The organism is Enterobacter sp. Lyrl_3 (genome assembly GCF_051948675.1).
Classification (GTDB): Bacteria; Pseudomonadota; Gammaproteobacteria; order Enterobacterales; family Enterobacteriaceae; genus Enterobacter; species Enterobacter cloacae.
In genome coordinates this window covers 83,871-105,951 of record NZ_JAYJLI010000008.1, presented here as the reverse complement: position 1 = coordinate 105,951, position 22,081 = coordinate 83,871, and the positions used below count along the sequence as shown (strand labels likewise).

Here is a 22,081-nt window from a genome sequence, read left to right as displayed (position 1 = left end):
GTAAAATAAGGATATAAATCACAAAGCGACGGCTTTTTTGCTGTAATGAAGGTAAAGGCCGTTTTAGTTAATGCTAAAAATTGTGCTTTCCGGTACTATGCGGCGGTTTTTTCCGCATTACTGAGAGCGATCATGTCCACCACACTGTTTAAAGATTTCACCTTCGAAGCCGCCCACCACCTTCCGCATGTTCCTGAAGGACATAAATGCGGCCGTCTGCACGGGCATTCGTTTATGGTGCGTCTTGAGATCACCGGTGAAGTTGATCCGCATACCGGTTGGATCATGGACTTTGCTGAGCTGAAGGCGGCATTTAAGCCGACTTACGATCGTCTGGATCACTATTACCTGAACGATATCCCGGGCCTTGAAAACCCGACCAGCGAAGTGCTGGCAAAATGGATTTGGGATCAGATGAAACCGCTGGTGCCGCTGCTGAGCGCAGTGATGATCAAAGAGACCTGTACGGCAGGCTGCGTGTATCGCGGCGAGTGATGCTTGCCGGGGGTCGGCTTCGCCTTACCCGGCCAACAAAAGCCTGGAACCGTAGGCCCGGTAAGCGCTAGCGCCACCGGGCTTTTTTTTAGGCAATATTCAGGTATTTGTGCGTCTGCATCGACAGGCGCCAGTTACGCGCGATACAGGTTTCAATGCACAGGCGCGTGGCGTCTTCTTTCTGACTGATAGGCTGCAGCGCAATCACGCGCTGTTTTTCGTCCGTCAGCGTCGCCAGCAGTTCATCCAGCGCTTCGATATCACGTACTCGCCCTACCGGGTGTTTAATCTCATCAGCACGTTCCAGCGCCTGAGACAGTACGTCGTACCCGCCGCGCATGTTTACTTTAGGCGATACCGTTACCCAGGTGGTGTGGAAGCAGCGCACTTCATGCGTGCCGCTGGTTTCAATCTGGCAACTGTAACCGTTCTTTTCGAGCAGTTCGGTCAGCGGCGTCAGATCGTGAATGCAGGGTTCGCCCCCGGTAATGACCACATGGCGCGCCGTCCAGCCCTGGCGGCCTATAATGGCCAGCAGATCTTCTGCGCTGCCAGCACCCCACTTATCGCTCTCTTTGGTTTTCGCCAGAACGCTAAACAGCGACACTTCCCGATCTGCGAGTTTATCCCACGTATGTTTGGTATCACACCAGGCACAGCCAACCGGGCATCCCTGTAAACGAATAAAAATTGCGGGAACGCCGGTAAAGTAACCCTCGCCTTGCAGGGTCTGGAACATCTCGTTAATCGGGTACTGCATAGTCATCTCAGTTAAGGGGATAAACGATAAGTATCGCAGATCCCCGTGAGATGGTCATGTTCGATCGGTGCTTTGCGCGTCAATTGCCGCCATAAAGCGTTCCGTAATCTGCTGCGGGCGGGTGATTGCCCCGCCCACCACCACCATATGCGCCCCCAGCGCAAGACATCTGGCGGCGCGTTCCGGGGTGTCCACGTTACCTTCGGCCACCACCGGTACCGTGACGGCTGCCAGTACCGCTTTCAGAAACTGACAGTCATCATCGGGTAAGGCGTGGCCGACGGTCTGCGCGGTATAGCCGTAAAGCGTGGTCCCGACACAATCAAACCCCAGCGCCTGCGCCATCACGGCCTCATCAACAGTGGCTATATCAGCCATAAGCAGCACCGAGGGGTAACGGGTACGAATGCGCGTAACCAGCGTTGCCAGAGATTCCCCACCAGGCCGCGCCCTGTCGGTCGCATCAAGCGCAATGATCGCCGGGGAGACGGTCATCAGTTCATCCACCTCTTTCATCGTCGCGGTGATAAACACCTCGCTGTCGGGATACTCCCGCTTGATGATGCCAATAACCGGCAGCGTAACCTGCTCTTTGATCGCCTCAATATCCACCACGCTGTTGGCACGGATGGCCGCGGCCCCTCCCTGACGCGCCGCCAGCGCCATCCGCGACATAATAAACGGGCTATGCAACGGTTCGTTCTCAAGCGCCTGACAGGAGACGACCAGTTTTCCCTTCAGGGTATCCAGTACAGTTTTCATTACGATAAGATCTCTTCCACTTCGTTTTTGATAATCGTGACATGCGGACCATAAATGACCTGAACGCCATTTCCGCGCACAATCACGCCGCGCGCACCGGTGGCTTTCAGCGCCGCGTCATTCACTTTGCTGCCGTCTTTAACCGTGACGCGAAGACGCGTGGCGCAGCAGTCCACCTCTTCCAGATTGTCTTTTCCGCCCAGTCCGGCGATCACCGCACTTGCGCGTTCGCTCTGGACTAAAGTCACGTCATTGGCCACCGCCTCCTTTTCCCGACCCGGCGTGGCAAAATCAAAGCGATTAATCAGATAGCGGAACGTGAAGTAATAGAGGAAGAACCACGGTACGCCCACCAGCGGCACTAACATCCAGTGGGTTTTGGCCTCCCCCTGCAAAATGCCGAACAGCACAAAGTCGATAAAACCGCCGGAGAAGGTCTGCCCAATGGTGATGTGTAAAATATGCGCGAGCATAAACGCCAGCCCGTCAAAAAATGCGTGAATGACGTACAGCACCGGCGCGATAAACAGGAAGGAGAACTCGATGGGCTCGGTGATCCCCGTCAGGAAGGAGGTTAGTGCCGCTGAAAGCAACAACCCCGCGACGCGTTTTTTGTTCTCCGGTTTAGCCGTGTGATACATCGCAAGGCAGGCCCCGAGCAAACCAAACATCATCGTGATAAAGCGCCCGGACATAAAGCGCGACGTCCCTTCATAAAACTGGCGCGTCGTGGGATCGGCCAGCTGAGCGAAGAAGATCCGCTGCGTACCTTCAACCAGTTGCCCGTTGACAATCTCGCTGCCGCCAAGCGCGGTGGTCCAGAATGGGAGGTAGAAGATGTGGTGTAAACCGAACGGGCCCAGCATGCGCAAAATGAAGCCATACAGCAGTGTTCCCAGATAACCGGTCGCATCCACCAGCCCGCCCAGACCAAAGATCAGCTTCTGGAAATGTGGCCAGACTACGGTCATTAAGGCTCCGACCAGGATCGCAGCCAGTGAGCTGATAATCGGCACAAAGCGTGACCCGCCAAAGAATCCCAGAAATTGTGGCAGCGCGATCTTATTAAACCGATGATGCAGCGCGCAGGTCACAAGACCAATGACCACCCCACCAAATACGCCGGTCTCCAGCGTCTGGATCCCCAGCGTCATGCCTTGCCCGACCGCCCCGGGATTCTCGTGCGCCAGTTTTCCGGTGAGGATCAGCAGTGCGTTAATGGTGGCATTCATGACCAGAAACGCGAGTAACGCCGCCAGCCCTGCCGTACCTTTATCATTTTTTGCCAGCCCGACGGCGACCCCAACGGCAAACAGCACCGACAGATTCGCGAACACAATCGAACCGGCGCTGCTCATGATGGTGAAAATAGCCTGTAACCAGTCCACATCTAAAAACGGATATGCCGTAAGCGTATTGGGATTCGATAACGCGCCGCCTATCCCCAGCAGCAGACCCGCCGCAGGCAGTACGGCGATGGGCAACATAAAGGATTTGCCAAAGCGCTGCGCTTTTTCAAACCATCCGCCGGACGAAGCACCACTGAACATTTGCATCATTTTTTCATCCCCTTAGTTAACGATGAAAATTTTTACCATAATTATATTTAATAGTGAAAATTACCATCAAAAACCAGGAGGACGATCATACTTTTTCGAAATGACTGGCATCCCTGCCCCGCTTTCCGCCACACTAGGACGCAGAGAAACGCATTAAGGATCTAGCATGTCAGACCATGAAAACCTGCTGCTGAAGCTGCGCCAGGAGGCTTCCGGGTACAGCCCCACGCAAAAAAAACTGGGAGAGTTTGTTCTCAACGATCCGGCCCGGGTGCTCTACCTGACGATCACCGAACTGGCACGGGAGAGCCACACCAGTGAAGCCAGCGTGACGCGTCTTTGCCGGACGCTCGGCTGCAAAGGCTATAACGAATTCAAGATGGCACTGGCGCTGGATATTCAGCAGGGTCAGCCCGCACGCGTAGCCGGGGACGAAATTGATAACGTCGTCGATGAGTCTGTTCAGGCGCTGCAGGATACCGCCAGACTGCTCGACAGAGCACTGCTGGAAAAGGCCGCTCAGGCACTGCATCAGGCGCAAGCCGTACAAATATATGGGGTGGCTGCCAGCGCGATCCTCGGTGAGTATTTACATTACAAACTGTTGCGACTCGGCAAACCTGCACAACTTTTTAGCGATATGCATCGTGCGGCCATGAATGCAGCAACGCTTTCAGAAGGGACGCTGGTGGTGGCCATTTCCAGTTCCGGTTCAACGCGGGATTTGCTCCACGTCGTAAAACTTGCACGCAAACGCGGCGTTAAGGTGTTATCCCTTAGCAATACGCCCCGCAGCCCGCTGGCTTCGCTTAGCGATATGCAGCTGGTCGCCGCAAAACCGGAAGGACCACTCAGCGCAGGCGCGCTCAATGCTAAAGTTGGCGTAATGTTACTGGTTGAATTGCTTACAACTTCCCTGATTGCGATTGATGGCCATTACGGTGAGGTTAGCCAGCAAACCGCGAGCGCAACGCTGCCTTTATTACTCTAAAACCCTTTGCAGGCTAAATAAAATAGCCTGCATGGCGTGATGTCGATGCCATTTAAGTGCTGATACGGTTATTTCCTGCGCGGCATAATGGTGTAACAAATTATTTTATTTATTACATATTCAATGAGTGTTAAAAGCAATAAAAGCGCACAAATAATAGAACAAAATCAGCATTTTAAAATTATTTGATTTATAAATTGAATTTTTCTCACTCCGCTAGTGTCCAATATTTCCACCTGAATTCCTTACCTTAAAATAAGCTTAAGACGCCGTCAGCTTTGCCATTTTTCTATTTAAATGCCGTTTACTTTTCCCTGCCTACAATCCGCCTCATCAATCATTATGAGACGGTATAGATTAATATGTTATTTATTACAGGCGTGACTGGTTTTCTGGGCGGTGCAGTACTTGAAAAAATACTGACCAGCAATAGTTCAGTAAAATTACTGCTGCTTGCGCGCGCCAGTGACCCGCAACAAGGGCTGGAACGCGTGCGGGACAACATGCGTAAATTCAAGGTTTCAGAGGAGACGCTGGCCGCGTTGAGTGAGGAGAATATCCTTATCGGCGATCTCAGCCAGCCGGAGGGATTCCTGAACGACCCGCGTCTGGAACAGGTGACGCATGTTCTTAACTGCGCGGCCGTCGCGTCATTTGGTAACAATCCGCTGATCTGGAAAGTGAATGTGGAAGGGACGCTGGCGCTCGCCAGACGCATGAATCAGGTTGTCGGTTTACAGCGCTTTCTGCATGTGGGAACAGCCATGTCGTGCACGCCGGAGCAGGATTCGCTGGTCGCCGAAAGCGCGGAGTTCAGAGAAAACGCCGAGCATCTGGTGGAATATACGTATTCGAAATCCACCATTGAACAACTGATGCGCCAGCACTGTCCCAACCTGCCGCTGCTCATCGCCCGTCCGTCCATCGTGGTCGGCCATACCCGTCATGGCTGTACGCCGTCGAGCAGTATTTTCTGGGTCTTCAGCATGGGGCTAATGCTGCAAAAATTCATGTGCTCAATGGAAGACAAAATAGATGTCGTCCCGGTGGATTACTGCGCCGATGCGCTGCTGATGCTGCTTAACAGCACTGCGCAGCCGGGAGAAGTGGTACATATTTCTGCCGGAGAAGAGAACAGCGTGCGCTTTGCGGATATTGATAATGCGATGGCACAGGCGCTGGAGAAAGCCCCGGTCGGTGATAAGTATGCCCAGGTAAGTTACGAAACGCTGGTCAGAATGCGCCGTGAGCTGAAGGATATTTTTGGCCCCTGCAACGAACGGCTGATGCTGAGAGCAATGCGCTTATACGGGGCCTTTGCCACGCTGAACGTACGTTTCAGCAACGACAAGCTGCTCAGTATGGGCATGCCTAAACCGCCGCGTTTTACGGACTATATTGCCCGCTGCGTACAAACTACCCGGGGGTTGAGCATCCCGGAGCAAATGGCGGTTGATTTCAAATAACCAAAAAAATGCCAGTCTTTCGACTGGCATTTTCATTTTAAGGCTTAAGCAATTATGCCTGGCCTTTGATCTCTTTACGACCGTTGTATGGTGCTTTTTCGCCCAGAGCTTCTTCGATACGAATCAGCTGGTTGTATTTAGCAACACGGTCAGAACGGCTCATAGAACCGGTTTTGATCTGGCCTGCAGCGGTACCAACAGCCAGGTCAGCGATGGTAGCGTCTTCAGTTTCGCCAGAACGGTGAGAGATAACAGCGGTGTAGCCAGCGTCTTTCGCCATTTTGATCGCAGCCAGAGTTTCGGTCAGAGAACCGATCTGGTTGAATTTGATCAGGATGGAGTTAACGATGCCTTTCTCGATGCCTTCTTTCAGGATCTTGGTGTTGGTTACGAACAGATCGTCACCAACCAGCTGGATTTTGTCGCCCAGTACTTTAGTCTGGTATGCGAAACCATCCCAGTCAGACTCGTCCAGACCGTCTTCGATAGAAACGATTGGGTACTGTTTGGTCAGGTCTTCCAGGAAGTGAGTGAACTCTTCAGAGGTGAACGCTTTGTTGCCTTCGCCAGCCAGAACGTATTTACCGTCTTTGTAGAATTCAGATGCTGCGCAGTCCATCGCCAGAGTGATGTCTTTGCCCAGCTCATAGCCAGCGGCTTTTACTGCTTCAGCGATAACAGCCAGTGCTTCTGCGTTAGAACCCAGGTTTGGCGCGTAGCCACCTTCGTCACCCACAGCCGTGTTCATACCTTTTGCTTTCAGAACTTTAGCCAGGTTGTGGAACACTTCAGAACCCATACGTACTGCTTCTTTCAGGGTTTTCGCGCCAACTGGCTGAATCATGAATTCCTGAATATCAACGTTGTTGTCTGCGTGCTCACCACCGTTGATGATATTCATCATTGGTACAGGCATGGAGTATTTGCCTGGGGTGCCGTTCAGTTCAGCGATATGCTCGAACAGTGGCATACCTTTCGCTGCCGCAGCGGCTTTGGCGTTCGCCAGGGAAACCGCCAGGATTGCGTTCGCACCGAAGTTAGATTTGTTTTCAGTACCGTCCAGATCGATCATGATCTTGTCGATGCCAGCCTGGTCTTTAGCGTCTTTGCCAATGATTGCCTGAGCAATAGGACCGTTTACAGCGCCAACAGCTTTCAGTACGCCTTTGCCCATGAAACGGGATTTGTCGCCATCGCGCAGTTCCAGCGCTTCGCGGGAACCAGTAGAAGCACCTGATGGAGCAGCTGCCATACCGACGAAACCACCTTCCAGATGAACTTCGGCTTCAACGGTCGGGTTACCACGGGAGTCGATGATTTCACGACCGATGACTTTAACGATTTTGGACATTAGATTTTCCTCAGTACAAGTTAAACTAAAACTCCAGACAAACAACGCGTACCGGGGGTACGCGTTGCCGTTCTAACTTTTTTACTTCGCCTGACGCTTCTGATACTCGCTGGCGGCTTTCACGAAACCTGCAAACAGCGGATGCCCGTCACGTGGCGTTGAAGTAAATTCCGGGTGGAATTGGCAGGCGACAAACCACGGGTGGTTTGGCACTTCGATGATCTCGACTAATTGATCATCCCCGGAGCGGCCCGCAACACGCAGACCCGCAGCTTCAATTTGTTTCAACAACATGTTGTTGACTTCATAGCGGTGACGATGACGCTCGGTGATGACCGGTTCGCCATACAGCTTACGAACCACGCTATCGTCAGACAACTGGCAGGCCTGTGCGCCAAGACGCATAGTGCCACCCAGATCGCTCTTCTCGGTACGGACTTCGACGTTACCGTCTTCGTCGCGCCATTCAGTGATAAGCGCCACTACAGGGTACTTACAGTCTGGCACAAATTCCGTAGAGTTCGCGTTTTCCATTCCCGCTACGTTGCGCGCAAATTCGATCAGCGCAACCTGCATACCCAGGCAGATGCCGAGGTATGGAATATTGTTTTCACGCGCATAGCGTGCAGTGGCGATCTTGCCTTCTACACCACGGTAGCCGAAGCCGCCAGGGATGAGAATCGCATCCAGATCTTTCAGAATTTCGACGCCACGTGTTTCAACATCCTGCGAATCAATCAGCTTGATGTTCACGGAGACGCGGTTCTTCAGACCACCGTGTTTCAGCGCTTCGATAACGGACTTATAGGCATCCGGCAGTTCGATGTACTTGCCGACCATACCGATAGTCACTTCACCAGCCGGATTGGCTTCTTCATAAATAACCTGTTCCCATTCAGACAGGTTAGCTTCCGGACAGTTCAAGCTGAATCGTTTACAAATATAATCGTCCAGGCCCTGTGATTTCAACAGGCCCGGGATTTTATAAATGGAATCGACATCTTTCATTGAAATAACGGCTTTTTCAGGCACGTTACAGAACAATGCAATTTTCGCACGTTCGTTCGCCGGAACCGCGCGATCGGAGCGGCAAACCAGAATGTCAGGCTGAATACCAATGGAGAGCAGCTCTTTCACGGAGTGCTGAGTCGGTTTGGTTTTCACTTCACCTGCGGCTGCCATGTAAGGCACCAGCGTCAGGTGCATGAACAGCGCGTGTTCACGACCGATATCAACCGCCAGCTGGCGAATCGCTTCCAGGAACGGCAGGGATTCGATATCCCCCACGGTACCGCCGATTTCAACCAGCACCACGTCGTGGCCTTCGCCACCCGCAATGATGCGTTCTTTGATAGCGTTAGTGATGTGCGGGATAACCTGAACGGTTGCACCCAGATAATCACCACGGCGCTCTTTACGCAGAACGTCGGAGTAGATACGACCAGTCGTGAAGTTATTACGACGGGTCATTTTGGTGCGAATGAAACGCTCGTAGTGGCCAAGATCCAGATCGGTTTCAGCGCCGTCTTCAGTAACGAACACTTCCCCGTGTTGGATTGGGCTCATGGTGCCAGGATCGACGTTGATGTACGGATCCAGTTTCATCATGGTCACATTGAGGCCACGGGCTTCAAGAATGGCTGCGAGGGAGGCTGCGGCAATGCCTTTACCCAGAGAGGATACGACCCCGCCGGTCACAAAAATATAGTTCGTTGTCATGCTGAACCTGAGAAGTTAGGGTGAAACGATGGAATAACCAGGACGGGAAAGTAGTATACCCGAACACGGCGAGCGCCACAAACTTTCATTCTCCGTCTCCATTCCAGGCCATGACAAACATAAGGAGTGAGAAAATAGCCCCTTTTGGGTAAATGTTTTTGACGCAAATCAAGCGCTTGTCATTTAAAAAATCACACAAATTGCGCTTGATCGCAAAATTCCGTTAGAGATCAGATTCCTGGCGTTTTACTTCCTGCCAGACTTCTTCCATCACATCGAGGTCAATTCCGGTCATTTCCAGGCCGCGCGAGGCCACAATGCGCTCGACTTCGCGAAAGCGTCGTTCGAACTTAAGGTTGGCTTTTTGCAGGGCCGTTTCCGCTTTTACACCCAGGTGGCGCGAAAGGTTGACGGTGGCAAACAGCAGATCGCCCATCTCTTCTTCAAGCTTTGCTTCATCCACCACGGCCTGCTGCGCTTCGTGCATCACTTCGTCGATTTCTTCATGGACTTTGTCCAGTACCGGGCCAAGCGAGTGCCAGTCAAACCCTACTGCCGAGCAGCGTTTTTGGATCTTATGGGCACGCATCAGGGCGGGCAGACTCAGCGGGATGTCATCCAGCGCGGAGTGTTGGGATTTTTCAGCCCTTTCGGCGCTTTTAATCTGCTCCCAGCGCGCCAGCACTTCCGCGCTGTTGCCCGCCGTGGCATCGCCAAAGATATGCGGATGGCGGCGCTCAAGCTTGTCGCTAATGGCGGCGCAGATATCGTTAAAATTAAAACGTCCCTCTTCCTGCGCCATCTGCGCATAGAACACCACCTGGAACAGCAGGTCACCGAGTTCGCCGCGCAGGTCGTCAAAGTCCTCACGTGAAATGGCGTCCAGTACTTCATAGGTCTCTTCGAGGGTGTACGGGGCGATAGTCGCGAAAGTCTGCTCTTTATCCCACGGGCAGCCGTTTTCCGGGTCGCGCAGGCGTTTCATGATGCCGAGCAGGCGGTCGATTTGAGTCATAGTACTGTCCTGATGAAAAAATGCCGGGTGGCGGCGTTGCCTTACCCGGCTTACAGAAGAGGATGTTTAACCGCCGTGGAGACGACGCGCGTCAATCACATCCGGGACCTGGTTCAGTTTGCCAAGCACGCGGCCCAGCACCTGCAGGTTGTAGATTTCGATGGTCATATCGATGGTGGCAAGCTGCTCGCGGGTATCGCTGCGGCTGGCAACGCCCAGCACGTTGACCTTCTCATTGGCAAGAATGGTCGTAATGTCGCGCAGCAGACCGCTGCGGTCGTTGGCGGTGACGCGCACCACCAGCGAGTAGCCGGCAGAGTAGCTTTCACCCCAGACGGCTTCAACGATGCGTTCCGGCGCATGCGACTGCAGCTCAGCAAGCTGGTCACAGTCTGAGCGGTGAATCGAAATCCCACGCCCCTGGGTGATAAAGCCGACGATGTCGTCCCCCGGGATAGGCTGGCAGCAGCGGGCGATGTGGTGCATCAGATTGCCGACGCCTTCCACCACCACGCGGCCATTGTCTTTGCTGCGCTGCTGCGGTGCGTAGGTTTTCTGCTGCAGCTGTTTCAGCGCCGCCGCATCCTGCTCTGCCGCACTTGGCTTGTTGAACTGCGCCTGCAGGAAATTCACCATCTGGTTGAGACGAATATCGCCGCCGCCAATGGCCGCTAACAGCTCATCGAGCTCATTAAAGTTGTAACGCGGCAGCAGGAACTTCTCCGCCTCTTTCAGGCTGATGCCTATATGCTCCAGCTCGTCATCCAGGATCTGGCGACCGGCAAGGATGTTCTTGTCACGATCCTGTTTACGGAACCAGGCGTGAATTTTGGAGCGTCCGCGGCTGGTGGTGACATACCCCAGGTTCGGGTTCAGCCAGTCACGGCTCGGGTTTGGCTGCTTCTGGGTGATGATTTCAATCTGATCGCCCATCTGCAGCTGGTAGGTAAACGGCACAATGCGCCCGCCGATTTTCGCACCAATGCAGCGGTGCCCGACATCGCTGTGGATGTGATAGGCAAAGTCGAGCGGCGTTGACCCGGCAGGCAGGTCGACAACGTCCCCTTTCGGCGTAAAGACGTACACCCGGTCGTCGAAGACCTGGCTGCGCACTTCGTCGAGCATCTCGCCGGAGTCGGCCATCTCTTCCTGCCACGCAATCAACTTACGCAGCCAGGCAATGCGGTCTTCGTGACCGGTGCGCGCTCCGCCCGAGGTGCCCTCTTTGTATTTCCAGTGCGCGGCGACACCCAGCTCGGCGTCTTCGTGCATCTGTTTGGTACGGATCTGAATTTCAACCGTTTTACCGCCGGGGCCCAGCACCACGGTATGAATAGACTGGTAGCCGTTAGGTTTCGGGTTGGCGACATAGTCATCGAACTCATCCGGCAGATGGCGGAAGTGCGTGTGCACGATCCCCAGTGCGGCGTAGCAGTCCTGCAGACGCTCCGCCACAATACGCACGGCACGCACGTCGAACAGCTCGTCAAAGGCGAGGTGTTTCTTCTGCATTTTGCGCCAGATGCTGTAGATATGCTTTGGCCGACCGTACACTTCGGCACGGACGTTCTCTTCCTTCATCGACTGGCGCAACCCGCTGACAAATTCTTCAATATAGTGTTCGCGGTCGATACGGCGTTCATGCAGCAGTTTCGCAATGCGCTTATATTCCGCCGGGTGCAGATAACGGAAGCAGTAGTCTTCCAGCTCCCATTTGAGCTGACCAATGCCTAAGCGGTTCGCCAGCGGCGCATAAATGTTTGTACACTCTTTGGCGGCGAGTACGCGCTCATCTTCCGGCGCGTCCTTCACTTCACGCAGGTGGGCGATACGCTCAGCAAGCTTGATGACCACGCAGCGGAAATCATCCACCATGGCCAGCAGCATCCGGCGAACGTTATCGACCTGTTCAGAGGAGACGGAATCGGTGTGCGCGGCTTTGAGCTGACGAATGGCCGCCATATCGCGGACACCGTGGATCAGCGCCACGACCGATTTTCCGACGCTTTCACGCAGCACGTCTTCCGTGACGACATCCGCATCGGCAAGCGGGAACAGAAGCGCGGCCTGCAGCGTTTCGATATCCATATTGAGCATGGATAAGATTTCGACCATCTCCACGCCGCGCCACAGCAGCAGCTCGGCGTCCGGATGCCCCAGCGTGGTGCGCTGACAATAGGCCCAGGTTTCGGTTAAGCGTTCACACGACTGCTGGCTGGAAATTCCCAGACTTGCGATCCATTTTTGAGGGTCAAACTCACCAGCTTTATTAAGATGTGCACTTCTTACCGCAACCATCGTCCTCTCCTTTAGGGACCAGGGCCTGTCGAAGTCGACAAGCCAAACTAATTAGATGTGCTCGAACAACACCATTGATTCCAGATGCCCAGTGTGCGGGAACATGTCCAGCATTGCCAGACGCTGAATCTGGTAACCCGCGCTGAGTAATGCCTCGCTATCCCGGGCAAGCGTTGCCGGGTTACAGGAAACGTAGACCACGCGTTTCGGGGCGAGTTTAATTATATGCTGCATCACGCCCGGTGCGCCTGCCCGTGCCGGGTCGAGCAGGATTTTGTCAAAGCCCTGTTTTGCCCAGGGCTGCTGCGTGACATCTTCCTCCAGATTTTGATGAAAGAATGTCACATTTTGCAAGCCGTTCTGTTGCGCATTCTCCTGGCCTTTCGCCACCAGCGCGTCGACGCCTTCTACCCCCACAACACTCGCCGCTTTACGGGCCAGCGGCAGCGTGAAATTGCCCATGCCGCAGAAGAGATCAAGCACGCGGTCGGTCGGCTGGACATCCAGCCACGTCAGCGCGGTTTCGATCATCTGCTGATTAACACCGTCATTAACCTGGATGAAATCCCGCGGACTGAACGTTAAGCGTAGTCCGTTTGACGCATACCAGGGCGCGTCACCTGTAACCTGCTCCAGTATCTCGCTTTGTGGGGCGAGAAAAAGCGCCAGCTCGTGGGAATGCGAAAAGCGTTCCAGTTTTTCGCGGTCTTTTTTGGACAGCGGCGCGGTATGGCGCAGCACCATCAGCGGACCATTGTTTGCCAGGACCAGTTCCACATGCCCGAGGTGGCGAACACTGTCCAGCCCGGACAGGCATGCGTGCACGTCCGGGAGCAATGCCTCAAGACGGGGCACCAAAATGGGGCACTGCCTGATATCGACGATATCGCTGGAGCCCGCTTTGCGAAACCCCATCTCCAGCCGCTCGTTTTTGGGCTGATAGCTTAGGCTCAGCCGCGCGCGACGACGATAGCCCCAGGGTTGGTCGGCAATGATGTCGTCAACGTCATGCCTGAGCAGGCGTGCCAGGGCATTACTCTTACTTTTTTGCTGTAAAACTACGCTGGCATGTTGTTGCTGGCAGCCTCCGCAGACGCCAAAATGCGGGCAGCGTGGCTCTGTGCGCTCCGGGCTGGTGGTCAGACGGCGCTTCACCTTCCCGCGTGCGTACTGGCGTTTATCTTCCGTCAGCGTAATTTCTGCTCGTTCTGTGGGCAGTAAACCTGTTATAAACAGTGTCTTACCATTGTGATGCGCGACGCCCTGACCAAAAGGGTCAAGGTCCGTGGCTTCGACAGTGATGATCTGACGCGTCGTCACGCGTCGCTTTGCAGAGTAGAATTGCGCCATCGCCGGGAATTTTCTCAAATATACATAATTATCTTAATTGTCCCATAACGGAACGCCATGACCAACTACAGCCTGCGCGCGCGCATGATGATTTTGATCCTCGCCCCCACCGTTCTCATCGGTTTGCTGCTGAGCATCTTCTTCGTTGTGCACCGCTATAACGACCTGCAGCGACAGCTGGAAGATGCCGGAGCCAGCATCATCGAACCCCTGGCCGTGTCCAGCGAATACGGGATGAACCTGCAAAACCGCGAATCGATTGGTCAGTTAATCAGTGTGCTGCATCGCCGCCACTCGGATATTGTGCGTGCGATCTCCGTCTATGACGAGCATAACCGGCTGTTCGTCACCTCTAATTTTCATCTTGATCCGGCAGCGTTAAAAATTCCCGACGGTTCGCCCTTCCCGCGCCATCTCACGGTGATGCGACGGGGCGATATTATGATCCTGCGCACACCGATTATTTCGGAAAGTTATTCCCCCGATGAGTCCGCGCAATCCGACGCCAAGTCCAGCAGCAATATGCTCGGATATGTGGCGCTGGAGCTGGACCTCAAGTCGGTGCGACTGCAGCAGTACAAAGAGATTTTTATCTCCGGCGTGATGATGCTGTTCTGTATCGGCATTGCACTTATCTTTGGCTGGCGACTGATGCGCGATGTGACCGGGCCCATCCGCAATATGGTCAACACCGTTGACCGCATTCGCCGTGGCCAGCTCGATAGCCGCGTGGAAGGGTTTATGCTGGGCGAACTGGACATGCTGAAAAACGGCATCAACTCGATGGCGATGTCGCTGGCGGCCTATCACGAAGAGATGCAGCATAACGTGGATCAGGCTACTTCGGATCTGCGCGAAACGCTGGAACAGATGGAGATCCAGAACGTCGAGCTGGATCTGGCGAAAAAGCGTGCCCAGGAGGCTGCCCGCATTAAATCGGAGTTCCTTGCCAATATGTCACACGAGCTGCGTACGCCGCTCAATGGCGTGATTGGCTTTACCCGCCTGACCCTGAAGAGCGAGCTTAACCCCACCCAGCGCGATCACCTGCACACCATTGAACGTTCGGCCAACAATCTGCTGGCGATCATTAATGACGTGCTGGACTTCTCCAAACTGGAGGCGGGCAAGCTGATTCTGGAGAGCATTCCGTTCCCGCTGCGCAGTACGCTTGATGAGGTGGTTACGCTGCTGGCGCATTCGTCGCACGACAAAGGGCTTGAGCTGACGCTGAACATTAAAAACGACGTGCCGGATAACGTCATCGGCGATCCGCTGCGCCTGCAGCAGGTCATTACCAATCTTGTCGGTAATGCCATCAAATTTACCGAAAGCGGCAACATCGACATTCTGGTGGAAAAACGTGCCATCAGTAATAACAAAGTACAGATTGAAGTTCAGATCCGCGATACCGGCATTGGCATTCCCGAACGGGATCAATCCCGTCTGTTCCAGGCGTTTCGTCAGGCGGATGCGAGTATTTCACGGCGTCACGGTGGTACGGGCCTGGGGCTGGTTATCACGCAAAAACTGGTTAAAGAGATGGGCGGCGATATCTCTTTCCACAGCCAGCCAAACCGGGGGTCGACGTTCTGGTTCCATATTAACCTGGATCTTAACCCGAACGTGCTGACTGACGGCCCGGTGACGGATTGCCTGAAAGGCAAGCGCCTCGCTTACGTGGAGCCGAACGCCGCCGCTGCCCAGTGCACGCTGGACATCTTAAGCACCACGCCGCTGGAGGTGGTCTACAGCCCGACCTTCTCTGCGCTTACCGTTGAGCATTACGACATCCTGCTGATGGGGATCCCGGTCACCTTCACCGGGGAGCTCACCATGCAGCAGGAACGGCTGGCGAAAGCCGCGTCGATGACCGACTACCTGCTGCTGGCGCTGCCGTGCCATGCGCAAATCAATGCCGAAGAGTTGAAAAACGACGGGGCGGCCGCCTGTCTGCTTAAACCGCTCACCGCCACACGCTTGTTGCCTGCTCTGACGGCCTACTGCCGCCTGAATGAGCATGCCGTGGCACTGATTAATGACGAGCAGAGGCTGCCGATGAGCGTGATGGCGGTGGATGATAACCCGGCAAACCTGAAGCTGATTGGCGTGCTGCTTGAGGATCAGGTTCAGCATGTTGAGCTCTGCACCAGCGGTGCTGAGGCGGTTGAACTGGCCAAACAGATGCAGTTCGATTTGATTCTGATGGATATTCAAATGCCGGGTATGGATGGCATTCGCGCCTGCGAGCTCATCCGCCAGCTACCTCATCAACAGCAAACGCCGGTCATTGCCGTGACCGCACATGCGATGGCCGGACAGAAAGAGAAGCTGCTCGGCGCCGGAATGAACGATTATCTGGCGAAACCTATCGACGAAGAGAAACTGCATAACCTGCTGCTGCGCTATAAGCCGGGGCATATCGGCGGTACGTATACCTTATCAGCAGAACCAGTTGAGATTAGCGTGAATCAGAACGCCACTTTTGACTGGCAGCTTGCGTTACGCCAGGCGGCGGGGAAACCTGATTTAGCCCGCGAGATGCTACAGATGCTGGTCGCGTTTCTGCCGGAAATTCGCAATAAGGTAGAAGAACAGCTGGTGGGCGAAAACCCGGAGGAGCTGCTGCAGGCTATCCACAAGCTGCACGGTAGCTGTGGTTACAGCGGCGTGCCCCGCCTGAAAAACCTCTGCCAGCTGCTGGAGCAGCAGCTACGCGCAGGGACACCAGAATCTGAACTGGAACCGGAGTTCCTTGAGCTGCTGGATGAGATGGATAACGTGACGCGGGAAGCGATGAAGGTGTTAGGAAATTGAGGTAAATGCCCGGTGGCGCGACGCTTACCGGGCCTACACCCTCACCCCTCTCCCACTGGGTAAGGGAGAACTACATCCCCTGCCCGAGTTTCAGTACCGCCGCGATATTTCTTGCGGCCATCCTGACGTTCTCGCTGGCATTTTCCAGCGCATCTTCCAGCGAGCAGATGGTGTAAATCACGCTAAACACCGCATCGATGCCGTGATCGTGCACGACGCCAACGTCCGCCGTCAGACTGCCTGCAATCCCGATAACCGGCTTGTTGAAGCGTTTGGCTACCTTCGCCACCCCAACCGGCACTTTGCCGTGGATCGTCTGGCTGTCGATGCGACCTTCACCCGTTATCACCAAATCCGCATCGGCAATCTGGTCAGCCAGATGTAGCGCATCGGTGACGATCTCAATGCCCTGGCGCAGTTGCGCACCGCAGAAGGCGTACAGCGCCGCCCCCATTCCACCTGCCGCACCGCCGCCCGCCAGGTTGAGCACATCCATATCAAGATCCCGGGCAATGATCCGCGCATAGTGCGCAAGCGCATTGTCCAGAGTAATGATCATCTCAGGTGTGGCCCCCTTTTGCGGGCCAAAAACCGCTGATGCGCCCAGCTTACCGGTAAGCGGATTCGTCACATCGCAGGCCACTTCTATGCGGCACTCGGCCAGACGTTTGTCCAGCCCGCTCAGGTCGATACGGGCAAGTTTGCCCAACTCGCCTCCGCCCTGCCCCAGCGGCTGTTCACGGTCGTCCAGCAGCCTGGCCCCCAGCGCCTGCACCATTCCTGCACCGCCATCATTGGTGGCGCTGCCCCCGATGCCGATGATGATATGCTTAACGCCCGCATCCAGCGCGTGACGGATAAGTTCACCCGTGCCCCAGGAGGTCGTTTTCAGAGGATCGCGCTGCGAAGGTGCAACCAGCTCAAGACCACTGGCCGCCGCCATTTCGATAAAGGCGCTCTTCTCGTCGCCGGATATCCCGTAAAACCCTTCCACGCGATGGCCCAGAGGGCCGGTCACCGGAACATGCACAATGCGTCCCTGCGTTGCCGCGATCATCGCTTCGACGGTGCCTTCACCGCCGTCCGCGACCGGCAGTTTGACGTAAACCGCCTCAGGAAAGATCTCGCGAAAACCCTGCTCTATCGCTGTCGCAACCTCAAGCGCACTCAAACTTTCCTTATACGAGTCCGGTGCGATAACAATTTTCATAAGCCATCCTTACGCATAGTCGTTACGTTAAGCATACACCACGTAAAGAACCGCCCATGGGAGCGGTCCCAATGCGTTTATCGTACCATGCACGGACGTTTATTGTCGAATGTCCACTCTGGGATCAGATACTGCATCGCCATCGCGTCATCGCGCGCACCCAGCCCATGTTTCTGGTACAGCTCATGGGCTTTCATCACCTGATCCATATCCAGTTCCACGCCCAGACCCGGTGTGGACGGGACCTGCACCATCCCCCCTTTGATTTCAAACGGCGCTTTCGTCAGGCGCTGATTGCCTTCCTGCCAGATCCAGTGGGTGTCGATCGCGGTAATCGTGCCCGGCGCGGCAGCGGCCACGTGGGTGAACATCGCCAGCGAGATATCGAAGTGGTTATTGGAGTGCGAGCCCCAGGTCAGACCGAACTCATGGCACATCTGCGCCACGCGTACCGAGCCCTGCATCGTCCAGAAATGCGGGTCCGCCAGCGGAATATCGACAGACTGCAGGGACAAGGTGTGCCCCATCTGACGCCAGTCGGTGGCGATCATGTTGGTCGCGGTAGGTAAACCCGTGGCGCGGCGGAACTCCGCCATCACTTCACGGCCAGAGAAACCTTGTTCTGCCCCGCACGGATCCTCCGCGTAGGCCAGCACGCCTTTCAGCTGCTTGCCGATGGCGATCGCTTCATCAAGCGACCAGGCCCCGTTCGGATCCAGCGTGACGCGCGCCTGCGGGAATCGTTTAGCCAGGGCTGAGATAGCTTCGGCCTCTTCTTCTCCGGCCAGCACGCCGCCCTTCAGTTTGAAATCATTAAAACCATATTTTTCGTACGCGGCCTCCGCCAGGCGCACCACCGCATCCGGCGTCATCGCTTCATCGTGGCGGAGTCGGTACCAGTCACATTGCTCGTCCGGCTGGCTCTGGTATGGCAACGGCGTCAGGTTGCGGTCGCCAACAAAGAACAGATAGCCCAACATCTCCACTTCGCTGCGTTGCTGCCCCTCACCCAGCAGGGAAGCAACGTTAACCCCCAGGTGTTGACCTAACAGATCCAGCATGGCGGCTTCGATACCGGTCACCACGTGGATGGTGGTGCGCAGATCAAACGTTTGCAGCCCACGGCCACCCGCATCGCGATCGGCAAAGGTATTCCGCACGGTATTTAAGACGTTTTTATATTCGCCCAGCGTTTTTCCCACCACCAGCGGGATGGCGTCTTCAAGCGTTTTGCGGATCTTCTCACCGCCCGGGATTTCCCCCACGCCGGTATGCCCGGCGTTATCTTTAATAATGACAATATTGCGGGTGAAAAACGGCGCATGTGCGCCGCTCAGGTTCATCAGCATGCTGTCATGGCCGGCAACCGGAATGATCTGCATGGAAGTAACAACAGGGGTGGTAAAAGTGCTCATGGTGCAATCCTTTTATCAGTGACGTCCAAAAACTGGGCGCTTACGGTCAAATGTCCAGCCAGGGATCAGGTACTGCATCGGCCCGGCGTCATTACGCGCGCCGCCCGGCAGTTTTTTATACGCTTCATGCGCCTTGTGGACCTGATCCCAGTCAATCTCCACGCCCAATCCCGGCGCATCCGGTACCGCGATGGTGCCGTTTTTAATTTCCAGCGGATTTTTCGTCAGACGGGCCTCACCCTCCTGCCATATCCAGTGTGTGTCGATAGCGGTTGGGTGACCCGGTGCCGCCGCGCCAACGTGGGTAAACATCGCCAGCGAAATATCGAAATGGTTATTGGAGTGACAACCCCAGGTGAGCCCCCAGTCATCACACAGCTGCGCCACACGCACGGCGCCTGAAAGCGTCCAGAAGTGCGGGTCCGCCAGCGGAATATCGATCGCATTCAGCATGACCGCATGGCCCATTTCACGCCAGTTGGTGGCGATCATGTTCGTAGCGACCGGTAGCCCGGTGGCACGTCGGAATTCCGCCATCACCTCGCGACCCGAGAAGCCTTGTTCAGCCCCAACCGGATCTTCCGCGTAGGTCAGGACATCCCCCAGCCCTTTGCACAGGGCGATAGCCTCATCCAGCAGCCAGGCACCGTTAGGGTCAACGGTAATGCGGGCATCCGGAAAACGTTTCTTGAGCGCACGCGCGGTTTCAATCTCCTGCTCGCCGGGTAATACCCCGCCTTTGAGTTTGAAGTCTTTAAAACCGTAGCGGTCCTGTGCCGCCTCGGCCAGCCGAACCACCGCGTCACTGGAGAGCGCCTCCTGGTGACGCAGGTGATACCACTCATGGTGGCCCGGCGAGTGCGCCAGATAAGGCAGATCGGTTTTTTGCCGATCGCCAACATAAAACAGATAGCCGAGTACCGTCACCGCGTCACGCTGTTTGCCCGGCCCCAGCAGTTCACAGACCGGAACGTTCAGCGCCTTACCGAGCAAATCGAGCAGGGCGGCCTCCAGCGCGGCGACAGCATTGACGCGCAGCTCAAACGTCCAGGCGCCTTTGCCGAAGGTGTCAAAGTCCGCCGACTGGTTGCCTTTGTGAACACGCTGGACCACTTTATTCAGACGGGCGACCTCCTGGCCGACCACCTGCGGAATGGCGTCTGACAGCGTCTGGAAAATTACCTCACCGCCCGGCGCTTCCCCAACGCCGGTGTTCCCTGAGCTGTCGGTCAGCACCACGATATTGCGGGTAAACCAGGCGTTATGCGCGCCGCCAATATTAAGCAGCATGCTGTCCTGGCCGGCCACCGGGATGACCTTCATGTCGGTAATAACCGGGCTCGATTGTGTTGTCATCAGCCACGCTCCGCTACAGGTTTGAGTTCAATGCGTTTGATATCACCCACCAGCACCAGATAGCTCAGGACCGCCACCAGGGCGTGCACACCCACATAAATCAGCGCACCGTTGAATGAGCCCGTGGTCCCGACGATGTAGCCAATGGCAATCGGGGTGACAATCCCGGAGATGTTGCCGAACATGTTAAACAGACCGCCGCTCAGGCCGCTGATCTCTTTTGGCGCGGTATCCGCCATCACTGCCCAGCCCAGCGCACCAATCCCTTTCCCGAAGAAAGCCATCGCCATAAAGCCGATGATCATCCACTCTGCGCTGACGTAGTTACAGAACACCATGGTCATTGAAAGCAACATGCCGAGCACAATTGGCGTTTTACGGGCGATGTTCAGCGAACCGGTACGACGCATCAGCCAGTCGGAAATCACCCCACCCAGTACGCCCCCCACAAAGCCGCAGATAGCCGGTACGGAGGCGACAAAGCCTGCTTTCAGAATCGACATACCGCGTGCCTGCACCAGATAGACCGGGAACCAGGTGATAAAGAAGTAGGTTAAGGCGTTAATGCAGTACTGCCCCAGGTAGATGCCAATCATCATACGCGAACCGACAAGCTGCTTGATCTGCGCCCATTTCTGGCTCAACGGAACTTTTGCTTTTTGGCTTTTCTGATCCATGTTGATCAGCGCCCCGCCTTCCGCAATGTACTCCAGCTCTTTCTTGTTCACGCCCGGATGTTGGTTCGGCTCGTGGATCACTTTCAGCCAGATAAAGCTGATGACGATCCCCAATCCGCCCATGAAGAAGAAGACATGTGACCAGCCCACTTCATGCGTCAGCCAGCCCATGATTGGCGCAAAGATCACCGTCGCGAAATACTGGGCAGAGTTAAAAATCGCCACCGCCGTTCCCCTCTCCTGCGCCGGGAACCAGGCGGCCACGATGCGGCTATTACCCGGGAAGGATGGCGCTTCTGCTAATCCCACCAGGAAGCGGAGAGTAAAGAGCGCGACGATAATACCGAAGCCGCTGAAGATATCGACGAAGCCCTGCAACAGGGTAAACATCGACCAGATAAAGATGGACCAGAAGTAGACGCGCTTGGATCCAAAACGATCGAGCAGCCAGCCACCCGGGATCTGTCCAATAACATAGGCCCATGAAAATGCGGAGAAAACATACCCCATGCCAACCGGATCAAGCCCAATGTCTTTTGCCATTTCAGAGCCGGCAATCGACAGCGTGGCGCGGTCACCATAGTTAAAGGACGTGACGATAAACAGCATCACCACTATCCAGTAGCGAGCGTTAGTGCGCTTCTCCGCACTGCTCGCCGCGTGGCTTAATGTACTCATTGTTGCACTCCTGAAACATAGCTTTCGCCTGGTTCACTCTGTACAGCACCGGTAGGGTAATCAGAATGAGATTTGTGTTTGTCGTTTTGGTACGGCCTGAAGCCGTTTTATTGTGACCGGGAAAGTATATGAAGGAGTGACACGTTCTCTCACCGTGCAAAA

The 22,081-nt window shown here is 55.2% G+C and carries 16 protein-coding genes; 4 read left to right on the top strand and 12 right to left on the bottom strand.

Annotation, left to right across the window (positions count from 1 at the left end; genetic code table 11):
* Nucleotides 1-132: 132 nt before the first annotated feature.
* The gene (queD, locus tag VF709_RS15770) at nucleotides 133-495 is read left to right on the top strand and encodes a 6-carboxytetrahydropterin synthase QueD (protein WP_010434567.1); all 363 of its coding nucleotides are present in this window, start codon (nucleotides 133-135) and stop codon (nucleotides 493-495) included.
* A gap of 88 nt (nucleotides 496-583) precedes the next feature.
* On the opposite strand, the gene queE is transcribed toward queD, so the two are convergent.
* Genes queE through VF709_RS15755 form a run of 3 tightly spaced genes read right to left on the bottom strand, consistent with a single transcriptional unit; the run spans nucleotide 584 to nucleotide 3,576 of the window.
* The gene (gene queE / locus VF709_RS15765) at nucleotides 584-1,255 is read right to left on the bottom strand and encodes a 7-carboxy-7-deazaguanine synthase QueE (RefSeq protein ID WP_149896907.1); all 672 of its coding nucleotides are present in this window, start codon (nucleotides 1,253-1,255) and stop codon (nucleotides 584-586) included.
* A 54-nt stretch (nucleotides 1,256-1,309) separates the two neighbouring features.
* Nucleotides 1,310-2,017 carry an N-acetylmannosamine-6-phosphate 2-epimerase gene (locus tag VF709_RS15760; protein WP_149896908.1) on the bottom strand — a complete coding sequence of 236 codons (708 nt, stop codon included), beginning with the start codon at nucleotides 2,015-2,017 and terminating at the stop codon, nucleotides 1,310-1,312.
* A complete protein-coding gene (locus tag VF709_RS15755; protein ID WP_013098512.1) occupies nucleotides 2,017-3,576 on the bottom strand; it encodes a maltose/glucose-specific PTS transporter subunit IIC in 1,560 nt (519 codons plus the stop codon). The genes VF709_RS15760 and VF709_RS15755 overlap by 1 nt, the downstream gene beginning before the upstream one ends.
* Before the next feature lie 166 nt (nucleotides 3,577-3,742).
* On the opposite strand from VF709_RS15755, the gene VF709_RS15750 reads away from it, so the two are divergent.
* Together VF709_RS15750 and VF709_RS15745 are read left to right on the top strand one after the other, a co-directional pair.
* Complete coding sequence (locus VF709_RS15750; protein ID WP_029883910.1) at nucleotides 3,743-4,567, top strand: MurR/RpiR family transcriptional regulator; 825 nt, start codon at nucleotides 3,743-3,745, stop codon at nucleotides 4,565-4,567.
* Between the two features lie 356 nt (nucleotides 4,568-4,923).
* Nucleotides 4,924-6,033, top strand: a complete 1,110-nt coding sequence (locus VF709_RS15745) for an SDR family oxidoreductase (RefSeq protein ID WP_032618765.1) — start codon at nucleotides 4,924-4,926, stop codon at nucleotides 6,031-6,033.
* A 52-nt stretch (nucleotides 6,034-6,085) separates the two neighbouring features.
* Here the strand turns inward: VF709_RS15745 and eno are convergent, their stop codons facing one another.
* From eno to rlmD, 5 genes are all read right to left on the bottom strand, one after another.
* Entirely contained in the window at nucleotides 6,086-7,384 is a 1,299-nt protein-coding gene (gene eno, locus VF709_RS15740) for a phosphopyruvate hydratase (RefSeq protein ID WP_013098515.1), read from the bottom strand.
* A gap of 81 nt (nucleotides 7,385-7,465) precedes the next feature.
* On the bottom strand, nucleotides 7,466-9,103 hold the full coding sequence (pyrG, locus tag VF709_RS15735; RefSeq protein WP_013098516.1) for a glutamine hydrolyzing CTP synthase: 1,638 nt from the start codon (nucleotides 9,101-9,103) through the stop codon (nucleotides 7,466-7,468).
* 223 nt (nucleotides 9,104-9,326) lie between these two features.
* On the bottom strand, nucleotides 9,327-10,118 hold the full coding sequence (mazG, locus tag VF709_RS15730; protein ID WP_058679587.1) for a nucleoside triphosphate pyrophosphohydrolase: 792 nt from the start codon (nucleotides 10,116-10,118) through the stop codon (nucleotides 9,327-9,329).
* Nucleotides 10,119-10,184: 66 nt separating this feature from the next.
* Entirely contained in the window at nucleotides 10,185-12,416 is a 2,232-nt protein-coding gene (gene relA, locus VF709_RS15725; protein WP_013098518.1) for a GTP diphosphokinase, read from the bottom strand.
* A gap of 51 nt (nucleotides 12,417-12,467) precedes the next feature.
* On the bottom strand, nucleotides 12,468-13,766 hold the full coding sequence (gene rlmD / locus VF709_RS15720) for a 23S rRNA (uracil(1939)-C(5))-methyltransferase RlmD (protein WP_013098519.1): 1,299 nt from the start codon (nucleotides 13,764-13,766) through the stop codon (nucleotides 12,468-12,470).
* A 57-nt stretch (nucleotides 13,767-13,823) separates the two neighbouring features.
* Here rlmD and barA point away from each other — a divergent pair, with 57 nt between their 5' ends.
* A complete protein-coding gene (barA, locus tag VF709_RS15715; RefSeq protein WP_013098520.1) occupies nucleotides 13,824-16,583 on the top strand; it encodes a two-component sensor histidine kinase BarA in 2,760 nt (919 codons plus the stop codon).
* A 70-nt stretch (nucleotides 16,584-16,653) separates the two neighbouring features.
* Here the strand turns inward: barA and VF709_RS15710 are convergent, their stop codons facing one another.
* The 4 genes from VF709_RS15710 to gudP form a co-directional block, all read right to left on the bottom strand.
* Nucleotides 16,654-17,793 (bottom strand): glycerate kinase, encoded by a 1,140-nt coding sequence (locus VF709_RS15710; protein WP_040021628.1) that lies wholly within the window; start codon nucleotides 17,791-17,793, stop codon nucleotides 16,654-16,656.
* A gap of 77 nt (nucleotides 17,794-17,870) precedes the next feature.
* On the bottom strand, nucleotides 17,871-19,208 hold the full coding sequence (gene gudD / locus VF709_RS15705; RefSeq protein WP_029882847.1) for a glucarate dehydratase: 1,338 nt from the start codon (nucleotides 19,206-19,208) through the stop codon (nucleotides 17,871-17,873).
* Between the two features lie 15 nt (nucleotides 19,209-19,223).
* The gene (locus VF709_RS15700; protein ID WP_149896909.1) at nucleotides 19,224-20,564 is read right to left on the bottom strand and encodes an enolase C-terminal domain-like protein; all 1,341 of its coding nucleotides are present in this window, start codon (nucleotides 20,562-20,564) and stop codon (nucleotides 19,224-19,226) included.
* Nucleotides 20,564-21,919, bottom strand: coding sequence for a galactarate/glucarate/glycerate transporter GudP (gudP, locus tag VF709_RS15695; protein ID WP_013098524.1), 1,356 nt, complete (start codon nucleotides 21,917-21,919; stop codon nucleotides 20,564-20,566). Before gudP ends, VF709_RS15700 begins: the two co-directional genes overlap by 1 nt.
* Nucleotides 21,920-22,081 lie beyond the last annotated feature (162 nt).

Excerpts from the sequence above, each read along its gene's own strand:
- eno (WP_013098515.1), bottom strand. The coding sequence starts at position 7,384 with ATGTCCAAAATCGTTAAAGTCATCGGTCGTGAAATCATCGACTCCCGT.
- gudD (WP_029882847.1), bottom strand. The coding sequence starts at position 19,208 with ATGAGCACTTTTACCACCCCTGTTGTTACTTCCATGCAGATCATTCCG.
- VF709_RS15750 (WP_029883910.1), top strand. The coding sequence starts at position 3,743 with ATGTCAGACCATGAAAACCTGCTGCTGAAGCTGCGCCAGGAGGCTTCC.
- queD (WP_010434567.1), top strand. The coding sequence starts at position 133 with ATGTCCACCACACTGTTTAAAGATTTCACCTTCGAAGCCGCCCACCAC.
- VF709_RS15700 (WP_149896909.1), bottom strand. The coding sequence starts at position 20,564 with ATGACAACACAATCGAGCCCGGTTATTACCGACATGAAGGTCATCCCG.
- relA (WP_013098518.1), bottom strand. The coding sequence starts at position 12,416 with ATGGTTGCGGTAAGAAGTGCACATCTTAATAAAGCTGGTGAGTTTGAC.
- mazG (WP_058679587.1), bottom strand. The coding sequence starts at position 10,118 with ATGACTCAAATCGACCGCCTGCTCGGCATCATGAAACGCCTGCGCGAC.
- VF709_RS15710 (WP_040021628.1), bottom strand. The coding sequence starts at position 17,793 with ATGAAAATTGTTATCGCACCGGACTCGTATAAGGAAAGTTTGAGTGCG.
- VF709_RS15755 (WP_013098512.1), bottom strand. The coding sequence starts at position 3,576 with ATGATGCAAATGTTCAGTGGTGCTTCGTCCGGCGGATGGTTTGAAAAA.
- gudP (WP_013098524.1), bottom strand. The coding sequence starts at position 21,919 with ATGAGTACATTAAGCCACGCGGCGAGCAGTGCGGAGAAGCGCACTAAC.
- VF709_RS15760 (WP_149896908.1), bottom strand. The coding sequence starts at position 2,017 with ATGAAAACTGTACTGGATACCCTGAAGGGAAAACTGGTCGTCTCCTGT.
- rlmD (WP_013098519.1), bottom strand. The coding sequence starts at position 13,766 with ATGGCGCAATTCTACTCTGCAAAGCGACGCGTGACGACGCGTCAGATC.
- queE (WP_149896907.1), bottom strand. The coding sequence starts at position 1,255 with ATGCAGTACCCGATTAACGAGATGTTCCAGACCCTGCAAGGCGAGGGT.
- pyrG (WP_013098516.1), bottom strand. The coding sequence starts at position 9,103 with ATGACAACGAACTATATTTTTGTGACCGGCGGGGTCGTATCCTCTCTG.
- barA (WP_013098520.1), top strand. The coding sequence starts at position 13,824 with ATGACCAACTACAGCCTGCGCGCGCGCATGATGATTTTGATCCTCGCC.